The organism is Paenarthrobacter sp. YIM B13468 (assembly GCF_042788025.1).
GTDB classification, from domain to species: Bacteria; Actinomycetota; Actinomycetes; order Actinomycetales; family Micrococcaceae; genus Arthrobacter; species Arthrobacter aromaticivorans.
Genome location: NZ_JBHZPI010000028.1, coordinates 31,575 through 50,228 on the forward strand (window position 1 = coordinate 31,575; position 18,654 = coordinate 50,228).

General features: G+C 61.8%; 21 protein-coding genes and 1 tRNA gene. 5 read left to right on the forward strand and 17 right to left on the reverse strand.

The features are described 5' to 3' along the window. Positions 1-132: 132 nt before the first annotated feature. A tRNA-Thr gene (locus ACFX4T_RS22095) sits at positions 133-205 on the forward strand. 92 nt (positions 206-297) lie between these two features. Here ACFX4T_RS22095 and ACFX4T_RS22100 read toward each other — a convergent pair. Then, positions 298-903 (reverse strand): helix-turn-helix domain-containing protein, encoded by a 606-nt coding sequence (locus ACFX4T_RS22100; protein ID WP_377654148.1) that lies wholly within the window; start codon positions 901-903, stop codon positions 298-300. 93 nt (positions 904-996) lie between these two features. Here ACFX4T_RS22100 and ACFX4T_RS22105 point away from each other — a divergent pair, with 93 nt between their 5' ends. From ACFX4T_RS22105 to ACFX4T_RS22115, 3 genes are all read left to right on the forward strand, one after another. Further along, on the forward strand, positions 997-1,926 hold the full coding sequence (locus ACFX4T_RS22105) for an NAD(P)/FAD-dependent oxidoreductase (protein ID WP_377654150.1): 930 nt from the start codon (positions 997-999) through the stop codon (positions 1,924-1,926). Between the two features lie 46 nt (positions 1,927-1,972). After that, a complete protein-coding gene (locus ACFX4T_RS22110) occupies positions 1,973-2,233 on the forward strand; it encodes a hypothetical protein (RefSeq protein WP_216921266.1) in 261 nt (86 codons plus the stop codon). Positions 2,234-2,454: 221 nt separating this feature from the next. Then, a complete protein-coding gene (locus ACFX4T_RS22115) occupies positions 2,455-2,826 on the forward strand; it encodes a hypothetical protein (protein WP_377654152.1) in 372 nt (123 codons plus the stop codon). A 382-nt stretch (positions 2,827-3,208) separates the two neighbouring features. On the opposite strand, the gene ACFX4T_RS22120 is transcribed toward ACFX4T_RS22115, so the two are convergent. Genes ACFX4T_RS22120 through ACFX4T_RS22130 form a run of 3 tightly spaced genes read right to left on the reverse strand, consistent with a single transcriptional unit; the run spans position 3,209 to position 6,236 of the window. Then, the gene (locus tag ACFX4T_RS22120; protein WP_377654154.1) at positions 3,209-4,633 is read right to left on the reverse strand and encodes an amidase; all 1,425 of its coding nucleotides are present in this window, start codon (positions 4,631-4,633) and stop codon (positions 3,209-3,211) included. Then, positions 4,630-4,818 (reverse strand): hypothetical protein, encoded by a 189-nt coding sequence (locus ACFX4T_RS22125; protein ID WP_377654156.1) that lies wholly within the window; start codon positions 4,816-4,818, stop codon positions 4,630-4,632. Before ACFX4T_RS22125 ends, ACFX4T_RS22120 begins: the two co-directional genes overlap by 4 nt. Positions 4,819-4,862: 44 nt before the next feature. After that, positions 4,863-6,236 carry an amidohydrolase family protein gene (locus tag ACFX4T_RS22130; RefSeq protein ID WP_377654158.1) on the reverse strand — a complete coding sequence of 458 codons (1,374 nt, stop codon included), beginning with the start codon at positions 6,234-6,236 and terminating at the stop codon, positions 4,863-4,865. Positions 6,237-6,325: 89 nt separating this feature from the next. Here ACFX4T_RS22130 and ACFX4T_RS22135 point away from each other — a divergent pair, with 89 nt between their 5' ends. Beyond that, positions 6,326-7,258, forward strand: a complete 933-nt coding sequence (locus ACFX4T_RS22135) for a polysaccharide deacetylase family protein (RefSeq protein ID WP_377654160.1) — start codon at positions 6,326-6,328, stop codon at positions 7,256-7,258. 69 nt (positions 7,259-7,327) lie between these two features. On the opposite strand, the gene ACFX4T_RS22140 is transcribed toward ACFX4T_RS22135, so the two are convergent. The 13 genes from ACFX4T_RS22140 to ACFX4T_RS22200 form a co-directional block, all read right to left on the reverse strand. Next, positions 7,328-8,047: an aspartate/glutamate racemase family protein gene (locus ACFX4T_RS22140; protein WP_377654163.1), complete on the reverse strand. Its 720-nt coding sequence runs from the start codon at positions 8,045-8,047 to the stop codon at positions 7,328-7,330. A 2-nt stretch (positions 8,048-8,049) separates the two neighbouring features. Further along, positions 8,050-8,667, reverse strand: coding sequence for a cupin domain-containing protein (locus ACFX4T_RS22145; protein ID WP_216921277.1), 618 nt, complete (start codon positions 8,665-8,667; stop codon positions 8,050-8,052). A 113-nt stretch (positions 8,668-8,780) separates the two neighbouring features. Further along, the gene (locus tag ACFX4T_RS22150) at positions 8,781-9,503 is read right to left on the reverse strand and encodes an aldolase/citrate lyase family protein (protein ID WP_377654165.1); all 723 of its coding nucleotides are present in this window, start codon (positions 9,501-9,503) and stop codon (positions 8,781-8,783) included. Between the two features lie 61 nt (positions 9,504-9,564). Beyond that, positions 9,565-9,942 carry a cupin domain-containing protein gene (locus tag ACFX4T_RS22155; protein WP_377654167.1) on the reverse strand — a complete coding sequence of 126 codons (378 nt, stop codon included), beginning with the start codon at positions 9,940-9,942 and terminating at the stop codon, positions 9,565-9,567. Between the two features lie 47 nt (positions 9,943-9,989). After that, positions 9,990-10,922 (reverse strand): polysaccharide deacetylase family protein, encoded by a 933-nt coding sequence (locus ACFX4T_RS22160; protein WP_216921282.1) that lies wholly within the window; start codon positions 10,920-10,922, stop codon positions 9,990-9,992. Between the two features lie 138 nt (positions 10,923-11,060). After that, positions 11,061-11,885, reverse strand: coding sequence for an MBL fold metallo-hydrolase (locus ACFX4T_RS22165; RefSeq protein WP_377654170.1), 825 nt, complete (start codon positions 11,883-11,885; stop codon positions 11,061-11,063). Then, positions 11,882-12,649, reverse strand: a complete 768-nt coding sequence (locus ACFX4T_RS22170) for an MBL fold metallo-hydrolase (protein ID WP_377654172.1) — start codon at positions 12,647-12,649, stop codon at positions 11,882-11,884. Before ACFX4T_RS22170 ends, ACFX4T_RS22165 begins: the two co-directional genes overlap by 4 nt. 33 nt (positions 12,650-12,682) lie before the next feature. Next, a complete protein-coding gene (locus ACFX4T_RS22175; RefSeq protein WP_216921287.1) occupies positions 12,683-13,357 on the reverse strand; it encodes a cysteine hydrolase family protein in 675 nt (224 codons plus the stop codon). A 77-nt stretch (positions 13,358-13,434) separates the two neighbouring features. Continuing rightward, positions 13,435-15,030: an ABC transporter substrate-binding protein gene (locus ACFX4T_RS22180; protein WP_377654174.1), complete on the reverse strand. Its 1,596-nt coding sequence runs from the start codon at positions 15,028-15,030 to the stop codon at positions 13,435-13,437. A 26-nt stretch (positions 15,031-15,056) separates the two neighbouring features. Continuing rightward, entirely contained in the window at positions 15,057-15,887 is an 831-nt protein-coding gene (locus tag ACFX4T_RS22185) for an MBL fold metallo-hydrolase (protein WP_377654176.1), read from the reverse strand. Between the two features lie 9 nt (positions 15,888-15,896). Further along, the gene (locus ACFX4T_RS22190; protein WP_216921290.1) at positions 15,897-16,724 is read right to left on the reverse strand and encodes a hypothetical protein; all 828 of its coding nucleotides are present in this window, start codon (positions 16,722-16,724) and stop codon (positions 15,897-15,899) included. 56 nt (positions 16,725-16,780) lie between these two features. Next, a complete protein-coding gene (locus tag ACFX4T_RS22195) occupies positions 16,781-17,854 on the reverse strand; it encodes an ABC transporter permease (protein WP_377654178.1) in 1,074 nt (357 codons plus the stop codon). Further along, positions 17,851-18,654: an ATP-binding cassette domain-containing protein gene (locus tag ACFX4T_RS22200; protein ID WP_216921292.1), complete on the reverse strand. Its 804-nt coding sequence runs from the start codon at positions 18,652-18,654 to the stop codon at positions 17,851-17,853. The genes ACFX4T_RS22195 and ACFX4T_RS22200 overlap by 4 nt, the downstream gene beginning before the upstream one ends.

Here is an 18,654-nt window from a genome sequence, read left to right on the forward strand (position 1 = left end):
CCTGAACCCGGCCCGACATGCAGGTGAACATCCCCGCAACGGCCACCACCGCCCTCGTTTTGACCCGGGCGCGGTGCCTCTATTACAGTTATGTCTTGCGTGATCGCCCGGGAAACCGGCGATGAACGCGGTGCTTCCTTAGCTCAGTCGGTAGAGCGTTTCACTCGTAATGAAAAGGTCATCAGTTCGATTCTGATAGGAAGCTCGGTAGAGAACCCCTGGAAATCAAGGATTTCCAGGGGTTCTCCTTTTTCTGACTGAAGCGATTACGTGTGCCTGCGTCCGAATTCCGGGCCTCTACTGTTTGCTGCTTTTCGCACGGTTGTTTGACTTGGCGCGGACGTGCATCCGTTCGCCCTGTCCGCCGAAGACGCTGAGGACTTCTGCGGGCTGGTCTCCGGTGCTGCCGAACCAATGAGGGACGTGCGTGTCGAACTCCGCCACTTCCCCGGGTTCGAGGATCAGGTCATGGTCGCCGAGAACCAGGCGCATGCGTCCTGAGAGGACGTAAAGCCATTCGTATCCTTCATGCGTCTTGGGTTCGGGGTGGATCTTCGTGGTGGGGATGACGATTTTCGCGGCCTGCATGCCACCGGGCTGGCGCGTAAGCGGAATGACGGTCCGCCCGTTCGAGCCTGCGGCTTTGAGGCGGACACGGGGGTCTCCGACGTCGGGGGCGCCGACAAGGTCATCCAGTGGCACGCGGTACGCCTGAGCGAGGGGCAGCAGCAGTTCCAGGCTGGGGCGCCGCTGCCCTGTCTCCAGCCGCGACAAAGTACTCTTCGAAATTCCGGTAGCGGCAGCAAGAGCTGTCAATGTAACGCCGCGCTGGGTGCGCAGTCGTTTCAGCCGTGGTCCAACCTGCTCAAGGGCGGCGGCGATCGCTGGTACTGAGTCAGTCACAGGGCTATCCAACGCTTAATTCCCAGAAACGCCTAATTCCCGGAAACAGCAACGTTTGTTGTCGCAGCGCAGGATGCCGGACAGCCTTGAGCCATGACTGAATTTGACGTAGTGATAGTGGGCGGCGGAGCGGCCGGACTCTCGGCGGCCCTGGTGTTGTCACGGGCCCGCCGGAAAGTCCTCGTAGTGGACTCCGGCGCCCCCCGGAACGCCCCGGCCCCGCACATGCACGGCTTCCTGTCCCGTGATGGTATGCCGCCGGCCGGGCTGCTCGAAGTGGGCAGGGACGAAGTGAAAGGTTACGGGGGCGAGATCCGTGCCGGTGACGTGACCGAGCTGGTGCCGTCGGGCGGATCGGGGTTCTGGGTTCTGCTCTCGGACGGCCAGCGGGTTTCGGCGCGCCGCCTGCTGATCGCCACCGGCCTGCGTGACGAACTGCCGGACATTCCCGGTCTTGCGGCCCGATGGGCCCGGGACGTCCTGCATTGCCCGTACTGCCACGGCTTCGAGGTCCGCGACCGACAGCTTGGCGTGCTCGGCGGTTCTGCTGAATCCGTTCGGTATGTGCAGACTGTGCGGCAGTGGACGACGGACGTCGTGTTCTTCACCCCGCCCGGATCCCTAACACCGCTGCAGCGCTCCGAGCTCGTGGCCCGCGCGATCGGGATCGTCGAAGGCACCGTGAAGCAAGTCCTCGTCGAGAACGACCAGCTCAGCGGAGTGGAAATGGACGACGGACGGATTATCCGCCGGCAGGCCCTGTTCCTCCCTCCCCGCTTCGTCCCTCACAACGACCTCCTAGCCAGGATCGGCTGCGAAATGGATGATTCCGGGTGGGTGGTCCGCGACGGCACAGGGCTCACCACCATTCCCGGGGTATGGGTTGCAGGTAATGTAGCGAACCCCCGCGCCCAAGTCATAACCGCAGCAGGCGAAGGATCCACTTCAGCAATAGCCATCAACGCCGACCTGATAGAAGAGGACACCCGAAATGCTGTCCGCGCCTTCAGCCTGGGCTACTGATCCAAACCCCATCACCAGATGCCCAATGAATACCAAAGGAGCCTTCATGTCCGATCAAGCAACAACCCAGCGCCCCACCCAGACCCCGCCGCCAACCCAACATCAGCTCGCCCTCATGATCTGGCTGGCGGTGTTTCCCACGCTGACCGTCATCAACCTCGTAGTCGGCGACTGGCTAGTAACCCTGCATCCCGTGCTGCGCACCTTCCTTCTGGCTACCGTTGCCGTGCCGATCGTGATCTATGGGCTGATGCCGCACCTTCACCGGCTTCGCGCCATCCTGCTGGCCCGTCTGGTCCGCAACTGAACCCCGGGGCCATCACTGCGAACTGTCATGGGAGGGTCCGCCGTGCCTGAAACATCGGGCGAGCGCCCCCGGATTCTGGCGCGCGGGATGGATGCTGGTTCTCCGCGTCATCTTCTTTCGCGTCATCGTAGCGTTCTGCTTCCTCGGCGGCGGTACATTCGAAATCAAGGACCGGCTCATCCCGGTCGACGCCCTCGCGACCGGACTCTGACAGGATCGCCATGGAGAACAAGAAAATCTTCGCCCGGCCGGACGGATCGCCTTATGATCCGAACCCGGTCAACGTCCGCCAGTTCGAGGAGCAGTATGGGCCCGGAGGTGTCCCCGGAGGATACTCGATGGCGGCCGTCACGCCGCTCCAGGACCCGACAACCATCAGGGTGGCGGCCTGCTTCCTTACGCTCCTAAGCGGTGGGATGCTTGCCCTGGGCGTCTACTGCCTCACCCTTCCTGACGAAGTGGGGACGGGTATCTGGAGCATAATCCTTGGGCTCGCCTCCTCCGTCATGGTCTGGTGGGCTTTCGTTATCGCCAGCCGCCGACGGCGGTGGTTGCAGGCGCAGAAGGCCCGGCAGGCCTGGAGCGCCGAATAGTGAACGAGCTCATCGGGATTGGCGTGGGACTCGGATGCGTACTGGTGATCATGGCAGTGGTGTTCGGATTGAACACCGTCTGGCAACGCAGGCACCGCCGGACCAGGCCGCCGCGGCACCAAGGAGAGCCCCAGTCTCAGCGGGGCCGGGTTTACAAATACCCGCCGCCCACCAACCATAACAAGGATCAGTCGAGCGGCTGGCCCTGATTGCGTGCTCCGCGAGAAGTGCAAGGATCCAGCCCTGGGCCTTCACCGGCCGGGCCGGACGACGCGCGCCGCACTGATGAGACCTCCCTCGAGATGGCCCGCATCAGGGAACGAAGCCGTCCAGGCCGTGTGGCGTCTGCCGGGCGCCGTAGCCATTGCTGACTTATGTGTCGTCAGGACCGGGGCATTCCCTCGGCAACGGCGAGCGGCAACACATGAACCGGCACCTGTTGGTGCCACTGGGTTGCGCGCTCGTAGGCGTTGGCGATCGCCAGGACTGTGGCATCGGCGTGTTGCTGTCCCATGATGTGCAGACCGACAGGTTGGCCGTTGGCAAAGCCGCAGGGCACACTGACCGCCGGCATCCCAGTGAGGTTGGCCGCCGAGAGCATCCGCAACGCAGCCGCAAGGGAATCCTCGCCCGGGGATGCTGTGAGTTCAGAAGACATGGAGCTGGCAAAAGGGGCGATCGCCGGCAGGGTGGGCGAAACCAGTGCCTGGACCCGGGCCTGCGCCATGACCCTTGGTATAAACGACCGGAGGTAGTGCCTTACCTGCCAAGCCAGCTCAATATCTCCCTCCGAGGCCAACGCTCCCGTTTCAATCATGATTCGGGTGGCGGGCAAGTATCGCTCAGCGGAGGTTCCTAGCCGCGCGCGGTGATGGACTACCGCTTCGGAGAGTGAAATCGCAACACTGGCATGCAGTGCGAGATCAAGTTCGGGAAGCGGGAGCTCCACGATCTCGAACCCAAGGTCCGCGAGTACGCGCAGCGCCTTTTCCACAGCCTCCACGACGCCGTCCGCGACTCCCCATTGTGTCCAAATGGCGCGATCAACCCCAAGTCTTGCAGGCCCGGAGAGTTTCCGGATTTGCGCCGACACGGGTCCTCCGAGCAAGGAAATCCCCTTCGGCTCCGCCATCCCATCAAGAAGCGCCGCGCAGTCTTCAACGCTCCGGGCAATGGGTCCCACGTGGTCCATGGTGTGGGACACGTGAAGGACCCCTGAAGAAGACACGACGCCGTAGCTTGGCTTCAGCCCTACCAAACCGTTGATGGCAGCCGGGTTCCGTACCGAGCCGCCTGTATCGGTGCCCAAAGCGCCGGGAATCGATCCAACGGCCACCGCTACGCCCGATCCAACGCTGGAGCCTCCCGCGTATCGGTCAGGGCTCCATGGGTTTCGTGACGGCGGTGTCCCCTGCCCGAATGCGAACTCGTGTGTTTGAAGCTTTCCAAGGATCACGGCACCATTGGCCCGGAGCTGGCGTACGGCTCCGGCGTCTTCTTCCGCGATAATCCCGCGAAGACTCTCTGAGCCCCCTTCGGTTGGCATGCCTCGGACATTGATGACGTCTTTCACTCCCAGAGGGATGCCGTGGAGGGCGCCCGCGAACTGACCCTTCGCTGCCAGCTCGTCGGCGGTGCGGGCCGCTTCCCGCGCCGCGCTCTCATCCACATGCGCCCAGGCGTGAGCGTACCCCTCTGTGGCCTGGAGGCGATCCAACACGGAGTCGAGCAGTTCAACTGCCGAAAGCTCCCGTCGTCGAAGGAGGCCCGCCGCCTCGGCGATGCCCATTTTCCATTCTTGGTTCACTGCGGCACCTCCTGCCCTGCTGGGGTTTTCTGTTCATCGACGCGTAGTTGCTGTTCAAAGTCAGCCTTCAGTGAATCCATCCCTGCGCGAAAGTCGCGATACGCTTTTTCCAGCGCGGGCAGGTCCTGCTGCGCAATCGCATCGCCCACTAATCCACGGATTACAGTGAGTTGTTCCCTGTTCAAAGGTGGGACTCTATTCAATGGTGGGACTCCGTCCACGTTTTCGCTCATCGATGCGCCTCTGGCGTGAGTTTCCCATCGCGGACCACACAGACGCCGTCCACCAGGACCAGCCGCACATCGCGGAGTTCATCGGCACTGGCCACAACCACGTCCGCCATGCGACCGGCCTCAAGCCGCCCACGTCCGGGCGCGATGCCGGGAATGAGGTCGGCCGGGGCCGAGGTAGCCATGGCAACGGCGCCGGCCAACGAGCGGTGTCCATGCACGGCTATGTCTTCAATGGCCGAGATCAACTCATCATGGTCTCCGTCATGCCCATAATCCGTGCCGATGACTGAGATCAGTTCTGGTTCCCGAAGCAGGATGTCCCAGTGCTCGCGTGTCTTCACGGTGTGCCGGCGGTGGAGGAGATCGAACACGGATGCCTCGGCGGGCCACCCCATCTTCCTTCCCAGAACAGCCAGCTCGCGGGCCTCATCGGGAGTATGAGACGGATGGTTAGCGTGCGCGGCTATGACTGTGGCCCCGCTCCCGTCAAGCTCAAGCATCATCTGACGCAGAACGTTGGCGGTCGCGGACGCGCTGTGGACAATTGCCGGCACGCCGAACGTTGACGCTGCCCGAATGCCTTCCCGGATCCCTTCGATAGCCGGGACAAAGGACGGCATGACCGAGTCCGTCACGAGTTTCGCGAGCTGGGTTGCAGTGAAGGCCTCAGTAAGCCCGGCCTCCTTGGCAGCTTCCGCCAAGGCATTTACGTTGAATGCCGCGACATCGATGAACCGGCCCAACACCGCTTCTTTGATGCGCCGGGCCTGGTCGATGGTGATGCGGATCCCGGAGGCCTTGTGGATGGCAGCCGGTATGTAGACCAGATCCTGGCCTCCTCCACCGAGCGTTTGGCCGCCGCCCAGTTCTCCAATGGCGACAGCACCGTCGTCGAGCATCTGTTCGACGCTCAGTTCCCGGGAGACGGCAGTGAGACCGTGCCCGTCAGCCATGGCGGCCGCTTGCACGCAGTGCGGCAGATGGGTGGTGGCGCCCCGGACGTGCACCGAGTGCCGGCGGTCGGCTTCGCGCACTTCGTCCATGGAAGCGAAACCACACAGGTTAAGGACCGTCGTGGTGCCCGACAGGAGATGCCTATCCAAGTTGCCCATCCAACGCTCCGCGGGCAGCGCCGGTGCTGCGCTCGGGAACAACGGGCCGGGCGTCACTCCGTGGGTGTGCACGTTGATGAGGCCGGGCATGACGACGCACCCGGAAGCATCAATGACCTCTCCAGCGAAACTCAGGGTCATGTCCCAGTGGTCGAGCACATCTGCGATGCGGCCATCCCGAACCACGACTGCTCCGGCGGGCAGGACGGTTTCGCCGGAGCCCGTAACAACGGTGCCTCCGCGAATGAGCGTAGACATTCGCGCCCCTCTCGGCTAGTTTCATCATATCGAAGTTTGCTTCACTATAGCCGCAAGGATGCGGTGTCGGAACCCCCGGACGGAGAACGATGGTGGCAAGGGCAGGGACGGAGCGGGATTTCATCGGGTACGGCGAAACCCCGCCTGATTTCCGTTGGCCGGGCGGGGCGCGAGTGGCAGTTTCCTTGGTGATCAACGTCGAGGAAGGCGCGGAACGCAGCATTGCCCGAGGCGACGGTGCCAATGACCTCGGAGCCCATTGGATCCCAGCCAGTGCATCGGCCGCCCGGAACCTGACACTGGAATCCGCCTTCGAATACGGTTCGCGTGCAGGTATCTGGCGCTTGTTGCGGCTCCTCAGGAAACACGACGTCCAGGCCACAGCCTTCTGCTGCGCGGTGGCGCTGCAACTTAACCCTCCTATTGCCGCGGCCCTGGTCCGCGACGGGCACGAAATAGCCGATCATGGTCACCAGTGGGACACGCACACCGACCTCGACGACGACGCAGAGGCACGCCTCATCCGCACCTCCCGCGACGCCATCGAGGCCAGCACGGGACGCTCCCCCACGAGCTGGTATTCCCGGGATGGACTCAAACCGGGGACGCGCAAAGTGCTAGCTGGGAACGGATTCACGTACGAGTCGAACAGCTTCAATGACGACCTGCCGCATCGGGGATCCGGATCCTCCAACCCGGATCTCCCCGTGCTGCCCTACGCCGGCGACACCAATGATTCCGGCCTCTTCAAGCAATTTCCCACTGCCGCAGCATTCGGAAACCACCTGATCGCCGCCCTTGAGCTGCTCGCTGATGATCCCCGCGGCGGCCCTTCAGTTATGAGCGTCGGGCTGCACCCCAGGCTGATCGGAAGGCCTGCGTATATTGGCGCGCTCGACCACTTCATTGCCCATGCGCGCAAGAACGGGGCGTGGATTGCCACGCGCGAAGAGATTGTGAACGCCTGGATTCAGATCACGACGCCGGAGCAGCCGACGGCGGCCGGCTCAGCGGAGGCGTAGGCGTAGGCGTAGGGCCACCTTATGGGCGGACGGGAAGAGAATGCCCGGCCGACAATACGATGCCGGCTGCTAATTGGCGGCGAGCAGCGCTCCCCATCCTTGGATTGGACGAGCGACGCCGGCTATGCGGAGGATGTGCCACAGCGTGGCAATCGCACTGTCCACCACGGGAATGCCGAACTCCTGTTCCAAGCCAGCCACCAAGTAGCCGGAACGCAGGTTGGTGCCAACGCACACCACTGCGTCAACGGCGTTCCCGAATGCGGGGCGAATCATGGCCTCGATCTCGCGGGCTCCCAAAAGGGCTATCTGCGGATTCGTCATCGACGCCTCCGGAACCGACATGGTCTGCACATCGATTCCGTGGTTGGCATACTCCTGCCTAATCCGGTGGGCGATGTCATGGGGACCAGGAAAAACGAGCCCGATTCGAGTGGCTGACAAGACCTTCACGGCCTCTACGACAGCCACGGACGCGGTGGTCGCCGGCGCGCCGCAGACGGCCTCCAGCTCGGCGCAAAGACCCCTATCGCGAGTGATTCCCGTCCAGGACCCTGACGTGCCGTGGAACGCGATGGCCTGCAGATGAGCGTCGTTCAACAAAGCCGGCGCCTCACCGAGAACGCCTAGATCCACGGCGTCATCGAGGCTTGGCGGCAAGCGGAACCGGCTGTAGTGGACTCCCAGGTCCGGCTGACCCGCCAGTATCGCGGCGGTGAGGGTTTCCGCATTCGAGTTGCTCGACGGGACAAGAATCCCCAGCCGCGTCGCCGGTCCGGGAACGCCCACGCCTAGTGGGCCTTGCCTAGGGACGGCGGTGTTGAGATTGCAAGCATCACGGCGGCCGAGTTCGTTTTGTTGCTCCACCAGTGCGGCAAGGAAGCATCATAGGTGAGGCTGTCTCCGGCCTCCAGCACGAAGTCCTGACCCCCAATGGTTGCCACCAGGTTGCCTGCTTGGAGGATGACGCACTCTTCGCCTTCGTGCGAGTGCGGAACGTGTGCGCCCTCAAAGTTCGCCGGAATGGTCATGCTGATGACACCCAGCTTCCGCTCCGAATCGGGGACGATGAGTTCCATGATGATCCCCTGCGACGGGATTTCGATGCGGCGCCGGTCTGCGCGCCGAACCAACATATGGTCCTGGCCCTCGTTGGGGTCAGTGAACATGCTGGCCAACGGCAGGTCAAGGGAGTTCGCAAGGCGAAGGAGGGTGGCAAAGGACGGATTGCCGATGCCGCGCTCGATCTGGCTGATGAGACCGGCGCTAACACCTGCGCGTTCAGCAAGCTCTTCCACGGTAAACCGGCCGAGACGCTGCTGTTTGATCATGACCCCGAGATGTGAAATCCAGAAGTCGCGTTCTTGTGGCTCGGCTACTTCGGTGCTTGCCGTTTCGGTGCTTTCCACGCCGACTCCTTCACTAGCCCTCGGATTTCCGTCAGTATATCGAAGATGATTTCGAGTGGGCATCTTTTTTGGTGCTGCAAATTCGACGGGCGCGCCGCCCGGGTCATTGGCGCTCATGCGGCACGCGAACCGGCATAGTTTGTCAGAAGCGAGGCGACTTCCTTCTCCCAATAGACCGCACAGCGATCGGCACCGCGGTCGAATACGCTTGCCGCCTTGGTCAAACCGGGGGCCGGCAGTCCGATACTGCTGCCTGCGCCTGATACCACGTCAACTACACGCTGCGTGGCTTCCTGCAAGGCTTCGGACCGCTCATCTCCTTGCCGTAGGAGGTCTGCTGCCAGATCGGTGGGTCCCACCCAGCCGCCGCCAAAAGCATCACTGTCAACGAATTCCTTGACCCGTTCCACGGCTTCCGCCGTCTCGAACAACACTGTGAGCAGAGGAGATAACGAATAATCCATGCCAAAGGCCGAAGCGGGCGTGACCTGTCGCGGACGGGATCCCCCGGGGGCATATCGGGTGGCTTCAAATGCACGTTCAAGCTGGTCTACTGTCCGCACCTGAGGCAGCACAATCTCTTCAACGCCGGTATTGGCGAAGGCCAGGAGCGTGTTGGGGTCCAAGTCAGGCACCCGCACCGCAACCTTCACGCCGGAGCCTGCCAGTCGCTGGACTACATCGCCACAGTCCCGGATTGTGATCCCGGTTTGCTCTGCATCGAGGACCACGAAATCCACTCCGGTACGGGCGAGCAGGGCAAGCAACGTCGGGGTGGGATCTGCAGTGATGATGCCAACGCTGCGCCCAACGGCGGCAGCCGGTTCCTTGATCATGGGGATTCTTTCTGAGAAGGGAGGAAATGGAACAGCGCAGGGCGCCCGGGCGCAGGGGAAGTTATTCGTCCGGAACGAACTCCCAGTCGGCAGGTTTGCTGACTCCGACGATGAGCTCCACGTTCTCCTTGCCATCGTTGGTGATCCCGTGTGTGGTGCCACGCGGGATGTAGATAGCGTCGCCTGGTTTTGCCCGGTATGTGGTGTCTCCGAGGTGGACGATCGGCGTTCCACCCAGGACCACATAAAACTCGGACGCATCCGGATGGTGGTGGCACAAGTGGTGCTGACCAGGCAGAATCCTTCCCCAGCTGACGCAGAGGTCATCAGACCCGCTCAGGTCCCTGGAGATGAGCGTACTGACCAGCCCTTGGTCACGCTGCCCGTTGAGCCCCACCTTATCCAAGGCCGTGAAGCCTTGCTCATGGACGTTGTGCACCAGTCGGTCAAGTCTGACTGGGGCGGTCCCCGCCTCACCCGGACGCATCAGGCCGCACCTTCGAATGCTGCTTGGGCCTTGATGCCTTCGGACTGTACAGGCGGGTGCTCCTTCCACCACCGCGCGATTTCCTCGCGCGTAGCGAACCAGACGCCGGTTTGGGCAAGGGCGTATTCAAGGAACCGGCGCACTCCGTGGGCAACGCTGGGCCTCCCACCGATGCGCAAATGCAGCCCTACCGACATCATTTTCGGTACCGTCTCGCCTTCGATGAGAAGGCAATCGAGGGTGTCCTTCAAAACGTTGAAGAAGTCTTCGCCGGTACCCAGGCTGCCGTTACCCCAGAAGCGAGCATCGTTAGTGTCTCCGGAGTAAGGCACCACCAAGTGGGGGTGCGAGCCCGCCTGGACGTAATACGGAAGGTCGTCGGCGTAGGAATTCGAGTCGTAGAGCACGCCCTCCTCGGCCAGAATCGTCCGCGTGTTCTCAGTGATGCCTTCCCGCACATACCAGCCGACCGGCCTCACACCGGAAACGGCCTCGACGGCGGCCAAGGACTTGCGGATCTCCCTGCGTTCTTCATCCGGCTCCATTCCCACGGTTCCGCGCCACTTGTATCCGTGGGCGCAGATCTCGTGCCCGTCCCGCACAATCGCACGGGCCGCCTCAGGATTCCGCTCCAGTGCTGCTCCACAAGCCATGACCGTGGCCTGCAGGTTGTATTCCCGGAGCATCCCAAGGTAGCGCCAGATGCCTACACGGCTGCCGTACTCAAAGAAGGACTCCTTCATGAGACTCCGCCGCGACGGGTCGGCTGACCAGCCGCCAAAGATCGAGACATCCTCGTCGAGTTCGTCACCGGCCTCAATGGAGCTCTCGGCGCCTTCCTCATAGTTCAACACCAAGGAGACAGCCACTTTGGCGCCATGCGGCCAAGTGACAACAGGAGGGTTCTCCCCATATCCAATCAGGTCCCGCATTGTCTCTCTCCTTGCTGTTGGTTGGCATCCATCGCAGCATCCTTCTCGGATTCCTGCTGAGCCCGGATCACTGGAATGGCTAGTACGTTTCTCTGGCAATCGCGGCATGCATTTTCATTATATTGATGAGTCTTCACTTTACAATCGTGACCCTTCATAAACTTTCCGGTGCGCCGCCAGAGACGTCTTGAGCATGCTGTCGACGTCGTCAATGACGTTTCCATGCGCGGGGGCGATCAGCCGGGCCGGGTGGCTCGCCAAAGTGTCTTCGATTGCCTGGAAGGCTGAGCTGACGTCGACAAATTTGGTCCAGTACAGTGCACGGCCCGTCCCGTACGCCGCCTGTTCGACGGAAGGGGGTGCCGGCATTTCACTGGAGAGCAACCGGCACTGCCCTGGCAAATGCACGGGCTCATCGTCCTCATCCGGCGCCGGAATGTCATGGATGTAGGAGAAGCCGTCGGAAACGAACATGATCCTGGCACCGGAGTCATACCCCCAGAGCGTATTCTCCAGGTCCCGGATGTAGGCCGGAAGGAACCGGAATTCCCTGCCGCCCAAGTCCAAAGACTCTCCGGCAGCCTTGGCCATGAGGCGGTCCGCATACTCGGGAAAATGCAGTGCATAATCGCGGACGTCCCCCACTACCACTGCCGACGGGTAACGGGCCAGAAGGAACGGAAGGTTTCCTGCGTGCGGGATTTCCGGATGCGTCGGGAAGACGTAGTCGAGCGTCCGTCCTCCGAGAGCACGCTCCAGCTGTGCCAGGACAGTGTCCCGGTGGGCCGGATCCCCCGTGTCCACCAGAATGGAAGCTTTCGATCCGATCACAAGGTAGGAAGACACGTGGTAGTGGACTTCCTGGCCTTCGGCACTGGCTGACAGGCATCCGCCGAGCCAGTATGCACCTTCACCAATGACGCGGCCAGTAGCGGTCTCCCCGCCCGGAATATTGAAACTCATTGAATGCCCACCCTCCTGATCGCAGCGGCAAGGGCCTCGGCCGCAGCAAGGGATTCCGCCCGGCCAACAATGGGCTCGCCATAGCTGGGCCCGATGGCATTGACGTGTAGCCGGCCAACGGATTCTTCAACGTCCCGCGCAATGTCATGCGTATCAGCCATGGCAAACCACCGGAACTTATGGAGGCCTGCACTGGCATTCGACGCGCCATAAGAACCGTGGGTGAAGGAATCCGAGGTCAACAGTGCCCCACATTCGGGGTCGAAGATCCACAAGGTCGGCAGGAGCCGCATCAGGGGCGAGACAAACTGCAGTGTCAGGCCGTCCATGACCTCAACATCAAGTGATGTCCCCGGGGTGACCATGATGCGCCGCGGGACAGCTGTGGTCCTTGGCACCGTGATGCCGCCGGTGTACCAGACAGATTCGACGTCGAACCGGGCCTCGATCGCCGGAAGGTTCAGGCAGCATTCCATTTCCGTTCGCGTCAGTACGACGGCGAGCCGTTCGCCTGGTTCAAGAAGGGCGTCCAGTTGCCGAATGATTTCCGCCTCGTGAAGCCGGATGCCGGTGTCCACCAGCACTGAACCTTTGCTTCCCTTGATGAGGTAGCAATTGACGGGCTGGGTGACGCGCACGCCAGGCGGACACCAACTGACATGCTCGTCCAGGAGGATGTCAGCCCCCAGACGGTGAACGCGGCTACCGATGAGGCTATGGGCGTCGTTGGCGACGACTGCCGCTTGGGCTGTGTGTGACTTCAACGACTTCTCCTCTCTCAGTCCCCGGAGGATGGCCTAGGCGGCCTTGGCCGAGTCCCAAACCGCAATGGCCTCATCCAAGCTGCAGACATCGTGGCGGGCCTTCATCACCGTCAATGCGGCGTCATGGACCACGGTGTCGTACGCGCCCACTGCGTCCTCCAGCAAGACCGCATAGAAGTCGTTGTGGACGGCATCACGCAGCGTCGCCTCGACGCATCCACCGGTTGAAACTCCCACGAGTGCCACGGATTCGATGCCCTGGCTGCGCAGGAGGAGCGCCAATTCAGTGCCCACAAACGCGCTGGGCCGGCGCTTGGTAATAACTACCTCCCCCTCCTCAGGCCGGCACTCTGCGCAGAACTCCGTGGCCGGATCGCCCTTGAGGCTGAGCCTGCCCAGGTCAATGGGCCGGCCATTGGCAGCCGTGTACAAAGCCCGCAACCAGGCGGGAGGTGAGCTGGCGCCGTCGGGCAGGTTTTCCACGCGGATGTGGAAGATCGGCACGCCATTCTTCCGGGCTGATTCGATGGCCCGTCCGCAGCGCTTCGCGACCGCCGGCATCATGCTGAGGTCGTGGCCGGAGTCACCAATTGCGCCACCGGCATACACTGCGCCTTCCTGCATGTCGATCACCACAAGGGCCGTCGTGGCCGGATCGAGCAATTCCTGAAGGGTATCGCGGACCTGCTTGCCGCAGATTTCAATCATGGGGGACTTCCTTCTGTGAGGTGGTGCCGGCCGGGTTCGACGACGATCGGCCGGCACCATGTGAGGCTGCGTGGACGCTAGCGGCCGAGCGAGTTGAAGTAGATCTGGCCGTTGGTCAGGGGCACTGCCCCCGACAACCCGGTCTTGGTGACCAGCACGCCCTTCGTTTCAACGAGCGAGAGGATCGCGGCGCCGTCATCTACCAGCGCGGCCATCTTCTTGAGAAGGTCGGTGCGCTTGTCCGCCTGGTTGTCCGGCGTCGCGGCGAGTTCCGCGCGGGCCTTGTCGAATTCCGGGTTGGACCATCCCGTGCTGTTGCTCGGGGCCCCGGTTCCGTAGAACGCGTAGCTGTAGAAGGCAGGATCTGCGATCACAATCGGCTCGGAGTACAACACTGCCTGGTAACGGCCTTCGATCAGTGCCGTGGAGAAGTCGGTGGAGCTGGCGACGTTCTGCAACTGGACGTCAATGCCCACCTCCTTGAGCATGGACTGGATCAGGACAGCAGACTTTGCGGCCACGGGACCCGGACGGGTGGCGCTGTAGCTCAGGGTCAGCGGGAAGCCATTACCATAGCCGGCCTCCGTCAGCAGTTTCTTAGCCTGGTCCTTGTCGAACTTATAGATGGCCGAATCTTCCACCATGGGGAAGATGGATCCTGCCGGTTCGCCGAAGCCAGCGTAGGCACCTTTCACCAAAGCCTCACGGTCGATGGCCGTGGACAGGGCGTGGCGAACCTTGGGGTCGGCCAGCGGACCCGTCTTGGTGTTGATCATCATCGTGTCGCGGGTTTGGCTGGGGCAGTTCAGGACAGTCACGCCCGGAGCCTTTTCCAGGGACTTGTACTGGTCGTAGTCGAAGCCGTTGGCCACCTGCACTTCGCCGGCCTCCACGAGCTGGCTGCGCGTTGCGGTACTCTGGACAGCCTTGACGACCACACGCTTCACAGATCCACGCGTACCCTCCCATTTGGGATCCGCCGTCACTGTCAACGAGGCACCGGGCGTGAATTCTTCCAGCTTCCAGCCGCTGTAGTCGGCGAGGTTTTTCGAAAGCCAGGCATTCGCCGTCGGATCGTCAGCAGTGGCGTGCTTCTTCGCCTCGGTGCTGTCGTGGATGTAGAACAGGTTGTTCTGCAGCGATTCTTCGGTGTAGGACGTCAGGCCCGTGGTGTTCAACTGGATGGTCTGGTCATCAATCACCTTGACCAAATTGTCCACATTGAACCCGCTGCTCTTCAGCGTGCCCTTCATGACGGGTTGGCGCTTCATGCCGATATCCAAACTCCATCGGACGTCTTCGGCCGATAGAGTGTTGCCGAACTGGCTGGTGAGTTTGCGGAGTTTGACCACGACGCCGGTCCCGTCCGGGCTCGGCTGGGCACTTTCGGCCAGGCGGCCGGTAACCTCCGTGGACGGCTCGGGGCAGGTCTTGCCATCGCTGGCTGCGGATTTGTACTCGAGTAATTGCGAACCGAGGCCGCTAAGGACGACGTGCGAGGCACTGCCTCCCCAGGGCGCCGGCGTCAGGCTGTCCGGGAGGGCTCCAACAGCAACAACAACGTTGTCGATTGATTGGCTGGCTGCCGGCTGCGGGGTGGACCCGCCGCAGGCGACAAGGGACGTGGTGAGGGCGACAGCAGCGCCCCCGGTGAGCAAACGCAGACTTTTCATGGTGTGACTCCGTTTATTGGGGGAAGCTACGACTGTGCGGTCTCGTAGCGGTAGGCCCGCTTGTGGCCAGCCCTGATAATGGGCTCCACGTCGCGGATGTTGCTGATGAAATTGCCGTGGGTTGGGGCCACGGATTTAACGCCAATTTCATCAATAAGATGAAGAACGCGATCGTAGACTGCGTCCGCGTCGTTGGCGAAGCGGGCCCAATAGAGTGCGCTGCCGGTGAAGAACGCAGCATTCTCGACGGCGATGGGCACCGAAAGTTCGCTGGTGGTGAGTCCGCATTCGCCCGGGAGATGTACCGGGTCTTCATCGTCGAGCTCGGGGCGGTGCATGTAGCAGAAGCCATCGGCAGTGAAAAGCACGCCGGCTTCGGGAGCGAACCCCCATTGAGTGTTTGGCAGGTCCCGGATAAGGGCCTCCACCACAACAAACTCCTGACCACCCAGGTCAATCCGGTCTCCAGGCACCTTTGCGTGGAGGTTGGGAACGATCTGAGGGTAGAACAGATGGTAGTCCCGGATATCGCCCACTACCTGGATGTTTGGGTACTTCTCCACAAGCCGCGGAAGATTTCCTGTGTGTGGAAGCTCGGGGTGCGTGGGAAAAACGTAGGTCAGTTCGCCGCCACCCAGCAATTCGTCGAGCGTGCGGGAAATGATGGGCCAACTGGAGGGGTTACCGGTGTCCACCAGTATGGACGAGTGCCCGCCCTGGACAAGGTACGTGGAATTGTGGCCGTGGATCACACGGTCGGCCAGGTGGAAAGGCAGGCAGGAACTCATCCAGGTGACGCCCTTCGCAACGCTGCGAGGGAGGTCGCTGCTCATAGTTTCTACGAGTTGTTCTTCCATGATGGTCTCCTAAACCAACTGCGGGGTAAGGGCGTCGAGCATGAAATCCAGGTGACGCCGCACGACGTCGCGTCCCTTCAAGACGCAACCGCGGGAGGGTGCCACGATCTCGGGGTCCAGGGAGTCGAACTTGTCCTGGAGCCATTCCCTCAAGGGCCCACATGTGGAGCGCGGAATCCACTCGTACTTCGCGTAGAGGTGGCCGGCCACCTGTTCCACTGTTGTGGTGTCTTCGACTGTGGAGTCGATGACGCGCTGGCCGTCGGGACGCTCCATGACGCCATGGGTGAAAGTGTCCGAAGTAAACAATGTGCCTGTTTCCTCGTCCCATCCCCAGAAGGTGGGGAGGAGCCGCAGCAGGGGAGATTCGACACTGAGTACGCGTCCAGGACCTATCTCGATCTCGGCGGCCCGCGCCATCGAATCGCCTTCCTCCGTCCGCTGCGCGTCAATCTGGTGACGGCGGCCGCGGAGCGCCAGCCGGCTCACGTCATCGAAAGCGTCGAAGGGATTGATGACCCCTCCAGTGAACAGCCGCTCGATGTCGAACCTGCCCGCTATGGGCTCAAGGTTGGACACGCAGTCCATCTCGCTTCTGGTGAAGAAGATGGAGACTCCCCCGCCTTCGCCGATCAGCGTTGCCAGGTCCTCCAGGATCTCTTCCCGATGGACAGCCAATCCGGAATCGATGAGGAGTCTTGAGGAGCCCTCGCTCAAGAGGTAGGCGTTGGAGGGCTGGAATCCTGTTGCACCCTGCGGAACCCAACTTACGCGGCCGTCGAGCGGGATTGACCCCCCGAGGACCGTCAACTTGTCTGCATGCAATGAAGTGAACATATCTTCAATCTATTGAATATCGAGGGTTTGTCAAGGATTTTCTTCCAGAGAGGGCCTCAACCCTGTTGCACGACCGGCTCTGCAACAGGCCGCAGCTTGGAAGGACGCTTCACGCCACGGATCACGTTGTTGCGCGTTCGCGGATCCATCAGCGTGATGAGGGCATCCAGCAACACGTAGCCCAAGAGGCTAGTGGCACCCATAATGAGGACGAATCCCTGAATAACGGGCACATCGCCCTTGAGAACGCCATCCAGCGACCATCCGCCCACCCCTGGCCAGGAGAACACGCTTTCGATGATGGCCGCGCCGCTGAGTGCAGCGGCAAACAGCAGGACCATGTACGTCATCAAAGCCCCGCGAACGTCACTGAGCGCATACCGGAAAACTTGCAAGGGCCTCAGTCCGCATGCCCTGGCAAATTCAATCTGGGGTGAATTCAGCACTTGGAGCAGGCCTGTCCGAACCGTCTTTCCGAACGGGGCCGCGAAGAACAAGCCCATGGTGATAATGGGGAGCACAGCCCGGCTCAGGATGGATTGCATCGTTCCCCAATGTCCGGCTATCACCGCATCCAAGGCAAGGGATCCCGTGACCCTGGGCGGTGGAATATCCGAGCTGGACAGCATTCCCAGCGGAGCAGGGGCCAGATGGAGTTGCTGGTAGAAGATGAAGAGGAGAAGGAGAGCCAGGACAAACTCGGGCATTGCCATGAGGACCGAGACACCTGCCGTGAAGGCCCTGTCCGCGCCCCGCCCATATCGGTAGGCCGCCCATGTGCCCATGCCCATACCGATGAGCAGCGCCAGGACGAGCCCGGGAACCAAATAGACCAAGGTGTTGGGCAGCCGCGTCCAGATCTCGCTTGATACCGGACTTCCCGTAAAGAACGAGTTGCCGAGGTCACCGCTCAATGTGCGGCCGATGTAATCCAGGTAGCGTTCCCAGAACGGCTTATCCAGTCCTAACTGAGCATTGATCCGGGCGATATCGGTGGGCGTGGCGTACTCGCCCAAGAGAGCAATTGCAGGGTTTCCCGGAAGCAGGGACACCAAGCCAAAACTCAAGGTGATGAGTCCCAAAAGAAGCAGGAAGGCAATGACGATTCGGGACAGAATGTAGCGGATCATACCGTGGCCGCCCTTTCTCCTGGAGTGTACGGAATGGGTGGCATTGCCGCAGCCATCAGGGCCTGGGTGTAAGCCTGTTGCGGATTGGAAAGGACGTCATCCGTGGATCCCGTCTCAACGAATTTCCCACGGTGCATGACTGCAACGCTTGAACAGAAGTGCCTCACCGTCTCAATGTCGTGTGAGACGAACACATAGGTCAGACCCCTCGCAAGCTGCAGCTCTGCCAGCATGCGAAGGATGGACGCCCTGATGGTCAGGTCGAGAGACGAGGTGGGCTCGTCAAGGACCACCAGCGTGGGATCCGTGACGAGGCAGCGGGCAATTCCCACCCTTTGCTGTTGGCCCCCGCTGAGGTTTGCGGGCCTGCGGTTCAGGAACTCCCGGGAGAGGCCCACTTCTTCCAGCGTCGCCGTTACCTTGCTAAGCCGTTCCGCCCGGGAACCGTACGTCTTCGCGACAATGAGGGGTTCCTCAACGATCTGCCGGATAGTCAGGCGTGGATTCAGGGATGCGAAAGGCTCTTGGAAGACAATCTGCCAGCGCCGGCGCCGTTTCCGCAGCTGCGCTTTCGACAATTGCCGGATGTCCTCCCCTTCCAGCATGATTGTGCCGGAATCTGCCTCAATGAGCCTGAGGATCAGACGGCCAAGCGTGGACTTGCCCGAGCCGCTTTCACCAATAATCCCCAAGGTCTCACCGCGCTCCACAGAGAGCGAGACACCATCAACGGCCGTCACCGGCAGCCCCTGCGGGCTTCGGAACGTCTTCCTGACGTCCTTCAATTCAATGATGGGCAT

Bases quoted from the DNA above. Each gene is read 5' to 3' on its own strand.
- ACFX4T_RS22105 (WP_377654150.1), top strand. From the start codon at position 997: ATGACTGAATTTGACGTAGTGATAGTGGGCGGCGGAGCGGCCGGACTC.
- ACFX4T_RS22110 (WP_216921266.1), top strand. From the start codon at position 1,973: ATGTCCGATCAAGCAACAACCCAGCGCCCCACCCAGACCCCGCCGCCA.
- ACFX4T_RS22115 (WP_377654152.1), top strand. From the start codon at position 2,455: ATGGAGAACAAGAAAATCTTCGCCCGGCCGGACGGATCGCCTTATGAT.
- ACFX4T_RS22130 (WP_377654158.1), bottom strand. From the start codon at position 6,236: ATGTCTACGCTCATTCGCGGAGGCACCGTTGTTACGGGCTCCGGCGAA.
- ACFX4T_RS22135 (WP_377654160.1), top strand. From the start codon at position 6,326: ATGGTGGCAAGGGCAGGGACGGAGCGGGATTTCATCGGGTACGGCGAA.
- ACFX4T_RS22150 (WP_377654165.1), bottom strand. From the start codon at position 9,503: ATGATCAAGGAACCGGCTGCCGCCGTTGGGCGCAGCGTTGGCATCATC.
- ACFX4T_RS22160 (WP_216921282.1), bottom strand. From the start codon at position 10,922: ATGCGGGACCTGATTGGATATGGGGAGAACCCTCCTGTTGTCACTTGG.
- ACFX4T_RS22165 (WP_377654170.1), bottom strand. From the start codon at position 11,885: ATGAGTTTCAATATTCCGGGCGGGGAGACCGCTACTGGCCGCGTCATT.
- ACFX4T_RS22175 (WP_216921287.1), bottom strand. From the start codon at position 13,357: ATGATTGAAATCTGCGGCAAGCAGGTCCGCGATACCCTTCAGGAATTG.
- ACFX4T_RS22180 (WP_377654174.1), bottom strand. From the start codon at position 15,030: ATGAAAAGTCTGCGTTTGCTCACCGGGGGCGCTGCTGTCGCCCTCACC.
- ACFX4T_RS22185 (WP_377654176.1), bottom strand. From the start codon at position 15,887: ATGGAAGAACAACTCGTAGAAACTATGAGCAGCGACCTCCCTCGCAGC.
- ACFX4T_RS22190 (WP_216921290.1), bottom strand. From the start codon at position 16,724: ATGTTCACTTCATTGCATGCAGACAAGTTGACGGTCCTCGGGGGGTCA.
- ACFX4T_RS22195 (WP_377654178.1), bottom strand. From the start codon at position 17,854: ATGATCCGCTACATTCTGTCCCGAATCGTCATTGCCTTCCTGCTTCTT.
- ACFX4T_RS22200 (WP_216921292.1), bottom strand. From the start codon at position 18,654: ATGCCCATCATTGAATTGAAGGACGTCAGGAAGACGTTCCGAAGCCCG.